The sequence below is a fragment of the Sphingomonas aurea genome, assembly GCF_030678875.1.
In the GTDB taxonomy this organism is placed as follows: domain Bacteria; phylum Pseudomonadota; class Alphaproteobacteria; order Sphingomonadales; family Sphingomonadaceae; genus Sphingomonas; species Sphingomonas aurea.
Window position 1 is genome coordinate 38,994 of sequence record NZ_JAUUDS010000002.1, and the last position, 15,599, is coordinate 54,592.

The 15,599-nt window shown below is 66.2% G+C and carries 11 protein-coding genes; 9 read left to right on the forward strand and 2 right to left on the reverse strand.

Annotation, left to right across the window (positions count from 1 at the left end; translation table 11 throughout):
- Window positions 1-241 precede the first annotated feature (241 nt).
- From nhaA to Q5H91_RS06350, 5 genes are all read left to right on the forward strand, one after another.
- A complete protein-coding gene (gene nhaA / locus Q5H91_RS06330; RefSeq protein WP_305172836.1) occupies window positions 242-1,453 on the forward strand; it encodes a Na+/H+ antiporter NhaA in 1,212 nt (403 codons plus the stop codon).
- Window positions 1,450-3,042, forward strand: a complete 1,593-nt coding sequence (locus Q5H91_RS06335; RefSeq protein WP_305172453.1) for a DUF389 domain-containing protein — start codon at window positions 1,450-1,452, stop codon at window positions 3,040-3,042. The genes nhaA and Q5H91_RS06335 overlap by 4 nt, the downstream gene beginning before the upstream one ends.
- Window positions 3,039-4,445 (forward strand): DUF2254 domain-containing protein, encoded by a 1,407-nt coding sequence (locus Q5H91_RS06340; protein ID WP_305172455.1) that lies wholly within the window; start codon window positions 3,039-3,041, stop codon window positions 4,443-4,445. Before Q5H91_RS06335 ends, Q5H91_RS06340 begins: the two co-directional genes overlap by 4 nt.
- Window positions 4,442-5,650: an Aq_097 family APC-type transporter gene (locus Q5H91_RS06345; RefSeq protein ID WP_305172456.1), complete on the forward strand. Its 1,209-nt coding sequence runs from the start codon at window positions 4,442-4,444 to the stop codon at window positions 5,648-5,650. Before Q5H91_RS06340 ends, Q5H91_RS06345 begins: the two co-directional genes overlap by 4 nt.
- Window positions 5,651-5,726: 76 nt before the next feature.
- The gene (locus Q5H91_RS06350; RefSeq protein WP_305172457.1) at window positions 5,727-6,317 is read left to right on the forward strand and encodes a glutathione S-transferase N-terminal domain-containing protein; all 591 of its coding nucleotides are present in this window, start codon (window positions 5,727-5,729) and stop codon (window positions 6,315-6,317) included.
- Window positions 6,318-6,477: 160 nt separating this feature from the next.
- Here the strand turns inward: Q5H91_RS06350 and Q5H91_RS06355 are convergent, their stop codons facing one another.
- On the reverse strand, window positions 6,478-9,321 hold the full coding sequence (locus Q5H91_RS06355) for a TonB-dependent receptor (RefSeq protein WP_305172458.1): 2,844 nt from the start codon (window positions 9,319-9,321) through the stop codon (window positions 6,478-6,480).
- 280 nt (window positions 9,322-9,601) lie between these two features.
- Here Q5H91_RS06355 and Q5H91_RS06360 point away from each other — a divergent pair, with 280 nt between their 5' ends.
- From Q5H91_RS06360 to Q5H91_RS06375, 4 genes are all read left to right on the forward strand, one after another.
- A complete protein-coding gene (locus Q5H91_RS06360) occupies window positions 9,602-10,921 on the forward strand; it encodes a glycoside hydrolase family 27 protein (protein ID WP_305172460.1) in 1,320 nt (439 codons plus the stop codon).
- Entirely contained in the window at window positions 10,918-11,658 is a 741-nt protein-coding gene (locus tag Q5H91_RS06365) for a FadR/GntR family transcriptional regulator (RefSeq protein ID WP_305172461.1), read from the forward strand. Before Q5H91_RS06360 ends, Q5H91_RS06365 begins: the two co-directional genes overlap by 4 nt.
- A 47-nt stretch (window positions 11,659-11,705) precedes the next feature.
- Window positions 11,706-13,118 carry a glycoside hydrolase family 27 protein gene (locus tag Q5H91_RS06370; protein ID WP_305172462.1) on the forward strand — a complete coding sequence of 471 codons (1,413 nt, stop codon included), beginning with the start codon at window positions 11,706-11,708 and terminating at the stop codon, window positions 13,116-13,118.
- A 368-nt stretch (window positions 13,119-13,486) separates the two neighbouring features.
- Complete coding sequence (locus Q5H91_RS06375; RefSeq protein WP_305172463.1) at window positions 13,487-14,275, forward strand: substrate-binding domain-containing protein; 789 nt, start codon at window positions 13,487-13,489, stop codon at window positions 14,273-14,275.
- Window positions 14,276-14,321: 46 nt separating this feature from the next.
- On the opposite strand, the gene Q5H91_RS06380 is transcribed toward Q5H91_RS06375, so the two are convergent.
- Complete coding sequence (locus tag Q5H91_RS06380; RefSeq protein WP_305172837.1) at window positions 14,322-15,599, reverse strand: sigma-54-dependent transcriptional regulator; 1,278 nt, start codon at window positions 15,597-15,599, stop codon at window positions 14,322-14,324.

Consider the following 15,599-nt stretch of genomic DNA (forward strand, 5'->3'; position numbering starts at 1 on the left):
GCCCTCAGAACGAGGCTCGAAGGCCAAAACCGCGGTGCGAGCGCGGTCCCGTCCTAAAAGGCACGTAATCGGTTGTGATACCTTCCCCTGGGTGTCAGTAACGAAAACGGGTGTCGGCTCTGGCGTGGGCCGGCAGGTTTTCACGTTGGTCGGGCCGCCAGCGCCGAACCCTTTTGCCCGGAGCATCGGTTTGCCGGATCACAATTCGACGTCATCGCCCGTCCTTGCCGCCGCCACGGACCTGGTCGTTCGACTGAGACCGAGATCGGCGTTGCGCGCATTCCTGCAAAGCGGCGCATCGGGCGGGCTTGTGCTGATGGCGGCTGCCGTCGCCGCGATGGTCGTTGCCAACAGCAGCTTGAGCGACAGCTATTTCCGGATCCTGAGCGCCCATGTCGGCCCGCTGTCGGTCCTGCACTGGATCGACGATGCGCTGATGTCGCTGTTCTTCCTGCTCGTCGGGCTGGAGATCAAACGGGAGTTGGTCGACGGCCATCTGGCAAGCTGGTCGGATCGCGTGCTGCCGACCATCGCGGCGGCGAGCGGCATGGCGGTGCCTGCAATCGTCTATCTCGCCATCGCCGGTAGTACGCCCGGACTGGCGCGAGGCTGGGCGATCCCGTCGGCGACCGACATCGCCTTCGCGATCGGCGTCATGGCGCTGCTCGGCAAACGCGTCCCCGCATCGCTGAAGCTGTTCCTGACCACCGTCGCCATCGTCGACGACATGGGTGCCGTCGCCGTCATCGCACTTGCCTATACCAGGGAGATCAGCGGACTGGCTCTGCTCGCGGCAGTCGTCACAACCGGCGTGATGTTCATCCTCAATCGATGGGGGGTGGTGCGGCTTCTTCCCTATCTCCTCCTGGCGCTCGTCCTCTGGGCCGCGGTCTGGATGTCCGGCATCCATGCCACCATCGCCGGCGTCGTCACCGCCGCCCTTATCCCGATCCGGCGCTCGCCCGGCGCGCCGGACGCGGCAGGATCACCGCTGCATCGGCTCGAACATGGCCTCCAGCCCTGGGTCGCCTATGCGATCGTGCCGCTGTTCGGCTTCGCCAATGCCGGCGTCTCGCTTGCCGGTTTCGGTATCTCGACGCTCCTGACCCCGCTGCCGCTCGGGATCGCCGCGGGCCTGCTGGTGGGCAAGCAGGTCGGCGTTCTCGGCGCGGTATATGGCGCGGTGCGCCTCGGATGGGTCAACCGGCCCGGCGGCGCATCATGGGTGCAGGTCTATGGCACGGCGCTGCTCTGCGGCATCGGCTTCACCATGAGTCTGTTCATCGGCGGGCTCGCTTTCACCGATGCCACACTGGAGCGGCAAGTGAAGCTCGGCGTCCTCGCCGGTTCGATCCTTTCGGCACTTGCGGGCTCTTGTGTGTTGTACCTCGGCGGCAGGCATCGACTGACACCGCCGGAGGACATGATGGCCGCGGAGCAGGGAGCACCATGAGCGAGGCAGCGAGCACCCACTCCGACCTGAACGGGGGGCTTGCCCACCTGGCGCTGTATCGTTGGTGGCGGCGGACGATCGTCGCGCGGGTCGATCATGAAGCCGTCGTCGCCCGTATCGTTGAGGAAAGTGGCTGGTCGCCCCGGTTCGCGTTCATGACCATGATGTCGGCCGGCATCGCTGTCTTGGGCCTGCTGCTCTCCTCTCCCGCCGTCGTCATCGGGGCCATGCTGATATCGCCGCTAATGAACCCCATCTTGGGCTTCGGCTTCAGCCTCGCGCTCTTCGACTTTCGCGAGCTGCGCCGATCATTGAAGGCACTGGCGATCGGATCGACGGCGGCGGTCGCGTTCACCGCGCTCATCGTGCTCATCTCGCCGCTGCAAGCCCCGACTTCGGAAATCGTCGCGCGGACGCGGCCGAACCTGTTCGACTTGGCCGTCGCGCTTTTCGCCGCGCTCGCCGGCAGCTTCGCGATCATCCGTGGACGCGGGGAGACGATCGTCGGCGTCGCCATCGCCACCGCCCTGATGCCGCCGCTGGCCGTCGTCGGCTACGGCATCGCCACGCGCAACATGCCGGTCGGCGCAGGGGCGTTCGCGCTGTTCGTCACCAACTTCATCACGATCGCGCTGTCGGCGACGCTGATGGCGCGCTTCTACGGCTTCGGCCATCACCTCTCGCGCCGGCAGAGCTGGACGCAGACGATCCTTCTAGTCCTCGTCTTCATCATCATGGCGGTGCCGCTCGGCATCTCGCTCAACCGGATCGGACGCGAGGCCGTGGCCGTCTCGCAGACCCGCACCCTGCTCAGCGAGAAATTCGGCGAGGAGGCGCGCGTGACGCAACTCGACCTGGATTTCGCCGCGGATCCGCTCGTCGTGCGTGCCGTCGTCATCGCACCACGCGGCACCATGCAGAAGGCGCCAGCATTGCAAGAGGCGCTGGCGGACAGGCTCGGCCGCCGGATCAGGCTCGATCTCGACCAGATACTGCTCGAACCCGGCGCCGGCGCGCTGGAGGCGCAGCGCGAGGAATTGCGGCAGGCAGGCGATTTTGCGAAGCTCGAGGCCGAGCGGAGCGCATCGCTCGCGCGCATGGTCGGGCTCATCACCGGGGTAGCGGCGGACGACGTGACGATCGATCGCGATCATCACCGCGTCATCGCCGCGGCGGTCGCCTTGCCCGGCGCGAACCTCGAGACGTACCGGATGCTGGAGAGCCGCGCCGCCGCAGAGGATACGGGCTGGTCGGTCTCGGTCGTGCCACCGCAGTCGCCGCTTCCGCAAATCGCGTTTGCCGACAATGTCGACACGCTTGATGCCGCCGCCCGCAATGCCGTTGTGACATCAATCTGGGCGGCCAGGCGCTGGAACATGCCGTCGCTCGGCGTACCAGGGTTGCCGGCAGGCGACCCGCCGGCGCGGCCGAACCTCTCGCAACGCCGTGCACTCGCCGTTGCCGCAATGCTGCGGGCGCAGGGGATCACCGCCATAGCCATGCCCGCCGCGGGCCAGCGCTTCCCGCTGGTTCCCGGCGCCGCAGTAGGTGCCATGGACAGCGTAGCGGCCGGGGAGACAGGTCGATGAGAGCCCGGCTGCTCCGGCTCGCGAACGGGCTCAGCGAAAGCTACTGGTTCGTGCCGACCGTGATGGCGATCGCCGCGCTGCTGCTCGCCGCAACGATGGTGTGGCTCGACAGCCATCACATGGCGACCTGGATGGACGGGCTGCCCTGGCTGTACGCCGCGCGGCCGTCCGGCGCCCGCAGCCTTCTGTCGTCGATCGGCGGGTCGATGATCGGGGTGGCGGGCACGACCTTCTCGGTGACGATCGCGGCGGTCGTCTATGCTTCGGGCCAGTACGGCCCGCGGCTGCTCAGCAACTTCATGTCCGATCGTGGCAACCAGGTGACGCTCGGCACCTTCATCGCGACCTTTCTCTATTCGCTTATCGTCCTGCGCACGATCCGCTCCCCTGACGAGAGCGGGGGCGAAGCAGCGTTCGTGCCGCAGCTTGCCGTGCTGGTGGGGGTGCTGCTCGTCCTCTGTTCGATCGCGGTGCTGATCTACTTCATCCACCATGTTCCGAGCCGCATCCACATCAACAGCGTGATCGAGCGGATCGGCGACCGCCTGCTGCTGGAGATCGAACACCGCTTTCCCAAGCCGATCGGCCATCCGGCCGACGCGCCGGATGACGAAGCCGCGATCCCGGTCGCTTTCGCCAGCGACGCCGCGCCCGCCATGCTCCAGCAGCGCGTCTGTGTCGATGCGAAGGATGCCGGCTATATCCAATTGATCGACGCGGACGCGCTGCTTCGGATCGCGCGCGACCGGGACGTGATCGTCCGCCTGCAATATCAGCCCGGCGACTTCATCCATCGCGGCAGCACGCTGCTCGAAGCATGGCCGGCCGACCGACTGGACGACGACGCGATCGATGCGCTGCGCGATACATTCGCGTCAGGATCACGTCGCACGGCCCTTCAGGATATCCGCTTCCTCATCGACGAGCTGGTCGAGATCGCCGCCCGTGCGCTGTCGCCCGGCGTCAACGATCCGTTCACCGCCAGTTCCTGCCTCGACTGGCTGGGTGCCGCGCTCGCCGACCTTGGCGGACGTGAGCTGCCCTCGCGGCTGCGGGCGGACAAGGAAGGCCAGCTCCGCGTCATCACCCACCCGGTCACGTTCTCGGGGTTCGTCGACCGCGCCTTCGGGGCGCTGTCTCAATATGCGTCGGCGGACATGATCGCGGGCAAGCGCTTCGTCGCGGTGCTGGGCGACGTGGCGCTCGGGTGCCACGCAGCCGACCGGCTGGACAAGCTCACCAGCCTGACTCGGCAATTCCGCGACTTGGCCGGCGAAGCCCTGACGGGCGTGAATCGCGAGGTCGTGCTGCAACGTGCCGATGAGCTGCTGCGTGCGCTCGCCGCGCCCGACCATCAGCGCCGTCTGCGCGATGGGCAGGCCTGTCTGGGAGAGACCGCATGATCGTCGCCATCGCCCTTGTCGTCGCCGTCATCGTGACGCTCGCACTTACCTTTGGCCGTTTCGCCCGGAGCGACGGATGGCGCGCGACGGTGACGCCGCTCGCGTCGATCATCGGATCGGGCTTCCTGATCTGCGGGCCACTGCTCGCGCGCGAGTTCGGCAGCGCCGCACTGCTCGCGATGGCGGCGCTGCTGGCCATCGCCTATGCCGCCGGATGGGTGATCCGGTTCAACATCGTCCATGTCGAGGACCACCTGGCGAGCGCTCCCTTCCATGATCCGATCGCCTGGGCGGCGCGGATCACGCAAGGCGTTCTCGCGCTCGCCTATGCGGTGTCGGTCGCTTACTATCTGAAGCTGCTCGCCGAATTCTCGCTGAAGCCCATCGCCCTCGATCCGGCGTGGCAGCCGATGGCCGCGAACATCATCGTGACCGTCATCATCGGATTGATGACGCTGCTGGCGCTCGGCGGCAGCCTGCGCAAGGTAGAGCACCTCGCTCACGGAACGGTGTCAATCAAGATCGGCATCATCGCAGGGCTGCTGGTTGCGCTGGGTATCGCCTGGGCAATGGGCGGCATGGGCGATCCGTTGCCACCCGCACGGCTCACCTGGGCAAGCATCCCGATGCTACTCGGCCTCATCATAACGGTGCAGGGGTTCGAGACGTCACGCTATCTCGGCCATGACTATCCCGCCGACCTGCGGATCAGGACCATGCGGCATGCGCAATGGATCGCGTCGGCGATCTATCTCGCCTTCATCGCACTTCTCACGCCGTTCCTGTCCCGGGCGGCGGCGACCGAGGGGGTCGCCGGCATCCTCGACATCATGGAGCTGATCGCGCCCGCGCTTGGCATCCTCGTGCTGGCCGGTGCGCTGTCGAGCCAGCTCAGCGCGGCAGTCGCGGACTCGATCGGATCGGGCGGTCTGGTCAACGAGGTGTCGCGCCGCAAGATCAGCGTCCCGCTTGCGTTCACCCTGGCCGGCGCGCTCGCCGTGCTGGTCGTCTGGCTGACCGATCCGTTCGAGGTCGTCGCTCTGTCGTCGCGAGCATTCGCCCTGTTCTATGCGATGCAATGCGCGCTCGCGATGATGGTGTCGATCAAGCATGGCGCGGGATCGTCCGGCCAACGCGTGGGCTTCGTCGTGATCGGCCTCATCTGCGTCGTTGCAGTGTTCGTCGGCGCACCAGCGGAGGGGTAACGCCGCGTGCGAAAGGCGATCATGGGGGCCTCATCCTACTCTGATGCGTTGCCCGGTCGTCCACGAGGAGAGAAAGATGAAACTCTATTTTGCCCCCGGCGCTTGCAGCCTGTCCGACCATATCGCGCTCCACGAGGCCGGCCTGTCGTTCGAGCATGAGAAAGTCGATCTCAAGGCCAAGAAAACCGAACACGGTGAGGATTTCCTGGCCATCAACCCCAAGGGTTATGTGCCGGCACTGACGCTCGACAGCGGCGAGACGATCACCGAAAACGTCGCCATTCTCGACTGGATCGCCCATCAGGACGGGGCGCTGAAACCCGCCGGCGCGATGGGGCACACCCACCTGCTCGAGGCACTCGCCTATATCTCGACCGAGATCCACAAGGCATTCAAGCCGTTCTTCGCGGGTGCCAGCGACGATGAGAAGGCGAAAGCTCGCGAGACCATCGTCAAGCGGATGACCTGGTTAGCCGAGACGATGGAGGGTGATTACCTGTTCGGCGACACCGTGAGCGCTGCCGACTGCTACCTCTTCGTCATGCTGCTGTGGGCGAAGAAGAACGACGTCGACGCGCCAGCCAGGCTCGTCGCGCTTCGCGACCGAATGATGGAGCGTCCTGCCGTGCGAACGGCGATGACGCACGAGGGACTGATGCAGGCCTGATCCTGCGCGGACGATCGTCTCGGTGCATGTGGGGCCGTGGTCTGCCGATCGACCGAACGGTTGCGGGCGTTGCCGCGCATGTCCGTTAGAAAAAGGGCGGATCGGAAAAGTGACTCCCCTGGCGAGATCGCCAGGGGAGTCCAGTTGGGGGAGGAAAGGATCAGAACCGACCGCGAATGCCGAAAAGATACCGCGTACCGGTGTTCTGGAGCAGCAGGAACCGCTCTTCGAGCACCGAATAGTCGTTCACATACGCGTCGGTCAGGTTCACGCCCTGGACGTACAGCTGGAACTGCGGCGTGATGTCATAGGCGACGCTCGCGTCGAGCTGACCATAGGCCGCGCGGTTCTCCGGCCGCGACGCCGCACCGAAGCACTGGCGCAGGAACGCCGAACGCCAGTTGTACGAGACACGGGCCTGGATGCCGTATTTCTCGTAGAAGACGCTGCCATTGGCCGAGTGCGGCGACAGGCCGTTATAGCCGCACTGCGTGTCGCTGGTCGTCGTGCCGCGATCGACGCTGCTCGTCACATAGGTGTAGTTGCCGGCGACGCCGAAGCCGGACAGGGCACCGGGCAGCTTGTCGAAGGCGTACTGGCCGCCGATTTCGACACCGGCGATCGATCCGGTCTGGCCGTTACGCGTGCGCGTGTCCTGGAACGTATAGCCGGCGAAATCCACGGGCAGCGTCTGCGATTCCAGGAAGTCGCTGAACTGCTTGTAGAAGCCGGAAACACTGACATAGCTGATGTCGTTGAGGTAATATTCGTACGACAGGTCGTAGTTGGTCGACTTGAACGGCTTGAGCAGCGGGTTGCCGCCGCTCGACGTCGCTGCGGTGATGCGGCCGCTATAGCTGTTGTCGACGCCCAGCGAGGTCAGCGTCGGGCGGGTCACCGTTTTCGACACCGCGGCGCGCAGGAACATGCGCGAGGCCAGCTCATACTTCAGGTTGGCCGACGGCAGCAGGTCGGAATAGTGATTGCTGACCGACAATGACTGCGGCGCACCGAAGGTGAAGTTGAGGTTGTCGTCGCCCGGGTTGACGAAGATGTTCAGCACCTGCTGTCCGAAGCCGCGCGACACGACGCGGGTATCGACGAAGCGGGCACCGATATTGCCTGACCAGCCCTCGCCGCCGAAGGTGGCATTGACATAGCCGGCGGCGACCTTCTCCTGAACGTCGAGCGTCTGGGCCGGGCGATTGCGCAGACCGTAGGGGCCGCCCTGCAGCGCGGTGACCCGTGCCGCCTCCGCCGCCTGCTGGGCCGCGGTGCGTCCCTGGCGGGGCGTAGCGAGCACGGACGGCTGCGAGATATAGGCGAACACCGCCGCCGGATCGAAGGTGAAGAACTGTGACGGCACATTCTCGCTGCCCGACGCCTTGGTCAGGAAGCCGTTCAGCTTGTACGGCGTCACCAGATTGGCGGGGATCGTCACCTCGTAGCCGCAATAGGTGCAGACCGAGTCCGAATTGTCGGCGAGACGGCGGGTCTTGCGCCGCTCGTTATAGGCTGCGCCGAACATCAGCGATTTGATGATGCCGTTGTCGATCTTGTAGGTGCCGTCGGCGTGGAACTCGATGCCCTTGTCCTTGACGCGGGTATATTCGTTCAGGCCGTAATGCGCCCGCATCAGGCTGGCGTCCGTGATCGGCCCCAGGTTCGACGCGGTCGGCAGGTCGTTCTCGGGCGTCAGGTCGAACCGCGGTGAGGTCTGCGCCAGCGAGCCGACCACCAGGAAGTAGCGCGGCTGGTTGCGGGTCGCCTGGGTCGCCGACACGTCGAACTTCATCTGCAGCCGGTCGCTGACGTCCCAGGCCAGGTTGGTGCCGGTCTGGAAGCTCTGCGTCTTGCGCTGCTGCCCGGTGACGATGTTGTCGTTCTGCGACAGGGTGACGCGATCGTCCGCCAGGGACGGATCGGTCAGTGCCGGGTTCGCCGCCAGGAACTGCGATCCGGGCCGGTTGAAGCCGGTCACCGTGCCGTTGGCGTCCGTCGTCACGCCAATGAACCGCGGCGTGTAGAAGATACCGAAGAAGCGGTTGGTCGTGTTGACGTTGAACCGCGAATAGATGCCGTCGACGGTCAGCAGCAGATTGTCGTTGATCTGCGACTGGATCGATCCCGCGACGTTAATACGCTCGCGCTCATTGGCTTCGCGATTGAAGTTCAGGTTGCGCGGCGTGTGGATGTTGCCGCTGGTCACCAGCGACGACGCGGTCAGCCCCCTGGAGTTGGCGCTACCGTTGATGAGGCCTTCCGGCCCCAGGATCCAGCCGTTCAGGTCGACGAAGTCGCGCTGGCTCTTGCGATCCGTGTAGGAGGCGGAGAGTACCGCGCCGAAACTCTTGTCGTCATTAGCCCAGCTGAGGACGCCGGACAGGTCGGGGCTCGTCTTCTTCGCCAGGCCGTCATAGATGCCGCCGGCGGCGAGCGAGGCGTGGAAACCGGTCTTTCCGTCGAGCGGACGCGCGGTGACGACGTTGACGGTCGCGCCGATGCCGCCTTCCTGCAACTGCGGCAGCGAGGATTTATAGACGTCGGTGCGCTGGATCATGTTCGACGACAGCACGTCGAACGAGAATTCACGGCCATCATTGTCGGTCGCCATGATGCGGCCGTTGACCAGCACCGTGTTGAACTCCGGCCCCAGGCCGCGAACGGTGATGAACTGGCCTTCGCCGCCCGAGCGATCGATGGCGACGCCGGTGATGCGCTGCAAGGATTCAGCGACGTTGTTGTCGGGGAACTTGCCCGTGTCCTCGGCAGAGATCGAATCGACGATGTTCTCTGCATTGCGCTTGGTTGCGACGGACGAGCGAAGACTGCTGCGGATACCGGTGACGACGATATCGTCACCCTCCGACGGCGGCCGCAACTGTTCCGGCGTGTCGGCTTGCGGCGTTCCCGTCTCTGCTATCGAATTAGCGTTTGACTGCCCATAGGCAGATGAAGATGCGCAGGCGAATAGCACCGCGCCGCAAAGCAATGCAGCTTTCATTACCCCTCCTTGTGCCCAACCATTATTGTTCGTGGCGGCGGCAGACGGGTATATGTCGGAGTAATGCTTTGCAAGCACGCCGTGATGTATTTGCGAAATAGTCTTTACAGGAAAGAATTATGGGATTTCTTGGCGGTTGCAGCAGAGCGCTTTCGTAATTAGCTTGTCGGAGTTTAGCGACCAACGCGCCCGTCCGATGGCGCGGACAAATAGGTCAAGGAGGGGTTTTTCGATGACGACATCCGCAATCAGTCGGCGCCATGCACTGATCGGGGGGGCGATGACCGGCACGGTTGCGTTGTCCACGCGAGCCGCGGCCTTGGGTGGCGCGGCCCCGCGCCGTTCCGGCCTGCTCGCGCCGCGTCCGCCGATGGGCTGGAACAGCTGGAACAGCTTCGCCACCACGATCACCGAGGCGCAGGCCCGCGAGACCGCCGCGATCATGGCGAGCAAGCTGCTGCCGTTCGGCTATGATATCTTCACCGTCGACATCCAGTGGTACGAGCCGAATGCGTCGAGCTACGAATATAACACGGCGCCGGTGCCGGCGATGGACGGCTATGGCCGCCTAATCCCCGCGCCGAATCGCTTCCCGTCGAGTGCCGATGGCTCGGGCTTCACCAGGCTAGCCGCCGACGTGCATCGCATGGGGATGAAGTTCGGCATCCACCTGATGCGCGGCATCCCACGGCTGGCGGTGAAGAAGAACCTGCCGATCCTGGGCACCCGCTACCGCGCGGCCGACATCGCCGACACCACCAGCATCTGCCCGTGGAACCCCGACATGTACGGCGTCGATATGCGCAAGCCCGGCGCGCAGGCCTATTACGACGGCGTCTTCAAACTCTATGCCGGCTGGGGCGTCGACTTCGTCAAGATGGACGACATGAGCCGCCCCTATGACGCGCATGCGCCGGAGATCGAGGGTGCGCACAAGGCCATCGCCAACACCGGTCGCCCGATGATGCTCAGCCTGTCGCCCGGCGAGACGCCCGTCATTCGCGGAGGCCATGTCCGCGAATACGCGCAGATGTGGCGCATCTCCGACGACTTCTGGGACGAGTGGGCGATGCTGGAGGCGCAGTTCACCCGGCTCGAGAACTGGAACCCCTGGCGCCGCCCGGGCGCGTGGCCCGACGCCGACATGCTCCCGCTGGGTCGTCTCGCCCTCGGCAAGCGCGACACCAAATTCACACCCGACGAGCAGTGCACACTGATGACGCTGTGGAGCATCGCCCGCTCTCCGCTCATCATGGGCGGCGACCTGCGCCACCTCGACGCGCCGACACTGGCGTTGCTGACCAACCGCGCGGTGCTCGCGGTCAACCAGGCCTCGACCGACAACCAGCCGCACTTCGTCGAGGACGGCACGCGGATCTGGTCGGCAAAGCCCGAAGGCGCGCCGACCGACCGCTACCTCGCCCTGTTCAACACCACCGACAAATCCAAGATGGTCGGCATCGGGTTGCGCGAGATCGGGCTGGCTGGTGGCGCGGCGGTCACCGACCTGTGGAGCGGACAGGAATTGCCGCGCACTACGAGCCGCTTCGTCCAGCAACTGCCTCCCCACGGCGCGGGCCTGTATCGCCTGCGGGCATGATCGCGGGTCCGAAGGTCACGGAGATGTCCATGGTCGGCCGCCGCGTCCGCGGTTCCCTTCTGCAATCGCTGGGTCGGTCGATTCTCTCCGGCGAGTTTCGGCCCGGCGAGCTGTTGCCCGGCGAGGTCAGCCACGCCGCCGACCTGGCGGTGTCGCGCGGCGTCTACCGGGAAGCGGTGCAGGCGCTGATCGCAAAGGGGCTGGTCGAAAGCAGGCCCAAGACCGGCACGCGCGTCCTGCCACGCCAGCGCTGGAACATGCTCGATCCCGAGGTGCTCGCCTGGGCCTTTGCGGGAACGCCTGACATGCGACTGCTGCGCAGCCTATTCGAGCTGCGCGAGGCAATCGAGCCCTTCGCGGCGTGCCTGGCAGCGGAGCGACGCAGCGACGAGGATCTGGCGGCGATGGACCAGGCGCTGATCGACATGGATCGATTGACCCTGGCGACCGAAGAGGGGCAGGCGGCCGACCGTCGCTTCCATGAGATGATCCTGACGGCATCCGACAACGACGCGCTGACCGCGCTCGGCTCGGGTATCGCCGCAGGCGTCGAGTGGTCGACCCGGTTCAAACAGCGCAAGCGCGCGCTGCCCCGCGACCCGGTTCCCGAACACCGGCTGGTGTACGACGCGATCGCCGCGAGCGATCCTGAACTCGCGCGCGCGCGAATGCAGATGCTGGTGCGCAATGCGCTGGCCGACACCTGGTTCGGCATGGGCGGAACGGTGGGGCGATAGTGCCGCAATGCCGCAGCCGATCGACAGAATAAAGCGGACCTGAAGCTATGAGACACTCGACGACCGAACCACCGGCGATCAGCCGTCGCGACGTGCTGATGACCGCGGCGGCCGGGATGGCAGCGGCACCTGCCGCGCTGCACGCGCAAACTCCCCTGCCCCTACCCGCTGCATCGTCCAGAAATGACGCGCCGATGCTGGCGCTGCGGCCGCCGATGGGCTGGAACAGCTGGAACAGCTTCGCAACCACCATCAACGAGGCGCAGGCGCTGGAAACTGCCGACATCATGGCAAGGAAGCTGCTGCCGTTCGGTTACGACGTCTTCACCGTGGACATCCAGTGGTACGAGCCCTCCGCCTCCAGCTACGACTATAGCGCTACGCCGGTGCCGACGCTGGACGGCTATGGCCGCCTGTTGCCGGCGCCCAACCGATTTCCGTCGAGCGCAGGCGGGCGCGGCTTCGCACCATTGGCGCAGCGGCTCCACGCACGGGGGCTGAAGTTCGGCATCCACCTGATGCGCGGCATTCCGCGGCTGGCGGTGGAACGTAACCTGCCGATCGAGGGCACACCATATCGCGCCGCCGACGTCGCCGACCGCGGCAATCCCTGCCACTGGAACCCCGACATGTGGGGCGTGGACATGACGAAGCCGGGCGCCCAGGCCTATTATGACAGCGTCTTCCGCCTCTACGCGTCCTGGGGACTCGACTTCATCAAGATCGATGACATGAGCTACCCCTACGACACCCGTGCCGCAGAGATCGAGGCGGTGCATGCTGCGATCAGCAAGTGCGGGCGACCCATCGTGCTTAGCCTGTCGCCCGGCGAGACGCCGCTGCTCCAGGGCGATCACGTCTCCCGCCACGCCCAGATGTGGCGCATCGCCGATGACTTCTGGGACGAGTGGCCCATGCTGGAGGCGCAGTTCGCCCGGCTGGAGAATTGGACGCCCTATCGTCGTCCCGGCGCCTGGCCCGACGCCGACATGCTTCCGCTCGGCCGGCTGGCGCTCGGCGCGCGCGACACCAAGTTCACCCCCGACGAACAGCGAACGCTGATGACCTTATGGGCGATCGCCCGCTCACCACTCATCATGGGCGGCGATCTGCGCCACCTCGACGCGCCGACGCTGGCGCTGCTGACCAATCGTGAAGTGCTGGACGTGAACCAGCGATCGACCGACAACCGGCCGCACGATGTTCTGTGGGGCACGCGCATCTGGTCGGCGCGTGCGGAAGGGTCCGACGACCGCTACGTCGCGCTGTTCCATCCCGGGGACAAGCTGAACCCCAAGCGCAAGCCCCGCGAGGTGGCGATCGGCTTCGACCAATTGGGGCTGAATGGAACGGTCCGGGTCCGCGACCTGTGGGCAGGCCGCGATCTGGGAACCGCAACCCGCCGGATCGCAGCCACGCTGCCCGTCCACGGCGCGGCGCTTTACCGCTTATCCAAATAACCGCTCCACCAGAGCGGCAGTAGGTCGACCCGCCCGGGACGGGGATTGTCGCCAGCACCCCGCCCTCCCGATTGACCGCTCGCCATAGACGGACCTTCTCACCGCCTCGGCGCCCTGGCGGTGACTGGGTTTCAGCGCTCGGGAAAACGCTTGCATCGGGCCGACAATTTGGCGAGGTTGGCGTGACCACAGGCCCCAGGGTCACCGCGTCCGTCGCACATCTTCCTGTATCGGCACGGGAATGTCGACCGCGGTAGTTACCGGCCTGTACGGTCCGAACGGCTTTTCGCGGCGTGGACCGGCTCCGGCACAGAGCCCCCGCCAGTGGAACATCTCACAGCATCCGCAATCCTTGGAAGGACAGGTGTATGAACAAGCGTTTCGTCGTCGTGGCGCTCGCCACGGGCGTGGCATCCGTGTTTCTGGGCGGTGCCGACGCCGGCACGCCCACGACGTTGAAGGTGATTACCTCCGGCGGGTTCGCGCAAGCCTATCGCGAACTACTGCCCGGTTTCGAAAAGGAGACTGGGATCAAGGTCGAAACCGGCTCCGGCGCTTCGGAAGGGGTCGGGCCGAAGACCATTCGCTACCAGCTCGCTCACGGCACGCCTGCGGATGTCGTGATCCTCTCGCGCGAGGGTCTGAACCGGCTGGCCGAAGACGGCCGGATCCGCAAGGGCTCGGCGGTCGGCCTCGCCACAGCACCTTTGGCGGCCGCAGTGCGGACGGGGGCGGCACCACCGAATATCGCGACGGTGGCGGCCTTTCGCCAGACACTGATCGAGGCAGGCCGCATCGTCATGCCGGGCAGCACCAGCGGCCAGTTCGTGCGCGACAAGGTGTTTCCACGGCTCGACCTGCCAGCGTCGGTGACATTGACGCTCGTCGCGCGCGGCACCGAGTCGGTCGAGATGCTGAAGACCGGCAAGGCCGACCTGGCGATCGGCCCGTCGAGCGAGCTGGTGAACGTGCCGGGCATCACGATGATCGGGCATTTGCCGTCCGAGGTGCAGATCATCCAGACCTTCACCGCCGGGATCGTGAATGACGCGAAGGAACCGAAGGCGGCCAAGCAGCTGATCCGCTATCTGTCCTCGCAGAAGCCGGCGACGGTGGCGGCGATCCGGCGGGCGGGCATGGAGCCGGCGCGCCGGTAAGGGATTGGCGGCGGAGTGGAGGCGAAGTGCGCTTCCAGCTCCGCGGCTATCGATAGGTGCCCGCGTCGATACCGTGCCGCTGCAGGCGATCGTACAGGCTACGTCGGGGCAGTTGCAGCGCATCGGCCGCCGCCGCCACGTCCCCGCTGACCCGTTGCAGCGTATCGGCGATGACCGCCGCCTCGAACCGGGCGACCTGATCCGCGAGCGACAGGTCGTCGGTCGCCGCCGGTTCGCCGCCCAGCGAGAGGACAGTCTGCACGGCATAGTTCTGGAGCGCACGCACGTTGCCGCGCCACGGGTCCGCCAGCAGCCGCGCCTCGACCAGCCCGGTGATCGGCGGCACCGGGCGATCGAACCGTTCCGCCGCCTCGCGCAGGAAATAGGCGAACAGCATCGCCACGTCGGCGCGGCGCTCGCGCAGCGGCGGCATCCGCACCCGAACCGTTTCGAGGCGGTAGAGCAGATCCTCCCGGAAATCGCCGCGCGCCACCGCCGCGGCCAGGTCGGCCTTGGCAGCCGCGACGACGCGCAGGTCGACGATACGTGGCCCGGCGGCGCCCGTCGCGGGCAGCTCGCGTTCCTCGATGATGCGGAGGAGTTTGCCTTGCATTGCGGTCGACATGCTGTCGATCTCGTCGAGGAAAAGGGTGCCCCGGTTGGCCTCGGCGATGCGCCCGCCCGATCCGCGGTCGCCGAACAGGACCTCGTCGATCAGGTGATCGGGCATCGCTGCGCAGTCGACCGCCACGAACGGCCTGTTCCGCCGCGCGCTCCACCGATGCAGCTGGCGGGCGGCGACTTCCTTGCCGGTGCCCGTCTCGCCTTCGATGAGGACGTCGACGTCGACCTGCGCCAGCTGGCGCAGCGCGTGCCGCAGCGCCGTCATCGACGCGGTCGTGCCCAGCAGCGGATAGTGGCTCTCGGCATCCTCGGCCGCGATCCGCAGGCGGCGGTTCTCGAGCACCAGCCGGCGGGCATCCATCGCGCGCAGGACGCTGGCGACCAGATGGTCGGCGGCGAACGGCTTGGCGATGAAGTCGAAGGCACCGCGCTTCAGCGCGGCGACCGCCATCGCCACGTCGCCGTGCCCGGTCATGAGGATGACGGGTATCTCCGCATCGAGTGCGACGACCGCCTCCAGCACCGCGTGCCCGTCCATCCGGGGCATGCGGATATCGGCGACCACCACCCCGGCATAGCCCGGCTCCATCCCGGCCAGCGCGGCGACTCCGTCGCCGAAGTCGTCGACCTCGAGTCCCGCGATCGCGAACGAATCGACCAGCGCGGTACGCAGATCGTCGTCGTCGTCGATCAGAAGCAC

What these genes read in the sequence shown, in the direction of transcription:
- Q5H91_RS06340 (WP_305172455.1), top strand. Translation starts at nt 3,039, where the DNA reads ATGAGAGCCCGGCTGCTCCGGCTCGCGAACGGGCTCAGCGAAAGCTAC.
- Q5H91_RS06365 (WP_305172461.1), top strand. Translation starts at nt 10,918, where the DNA reads ATGATCGCGGGTCCGAAGGTCACGGAGATGTCCATGGTCGGCCGCCGC.
- Q5H91_RS06355 (WP_305172458.1), bottom strand. Translation starts at nt 9,321, where the DNA reads ATGAAAGCTGCATTGCTTTGCGGCGCGGTGCTATTCGCCTGCGCATCT.
- Q5H91_RS06370 (WP_305172462.1), top strand. Translation starts at nt 11,706, where the DNA reads ATGAGACACTCGACGACCGAACCACCGGCGATCAGCCGTCGCGACGTG.
- Q5H91_RS06350 (WP_305172457.1), top strand. Translation starts at nt 5,727, where the DNA reads ATGAAACTCTATTTTGCCCCCGGCGCTTGCAGCCTGTCCGACCATATC.
- Q5H91_RS06345 (WP_305172456.1), top strand. Translation starts at nt 4,442, where the DNA reads ATGATCGTCGCCATCGCCCTTGTCGTCGCCGTCATCGTGACGCTCGCA.
- Q5H91_RS06375 (WP_305172463.1), top strand. Translation starts at nt 13,487, where the DNA reads ATGAACAAGCGTTTCGTCGTCGTGGCGCTCGCCACGGGCGTGGCATCC.
- Q5H91_RS06335 (WP_305172453.1), top strand. Translation starts at nt 1,450, where the DNA reads ATGAGCGAGGCAGCGAGCACCCACTCCGACCTGAACGGGGGGCTTGCC.
- Q5H91_RS06360 (WP_305172460.1), top strand. Translation starts at nt 9,602, where the DNA reads ATGACCGGCACGGTTGCGTTGTCCACGCGAGCCGCGGCCTTGGGTGGC.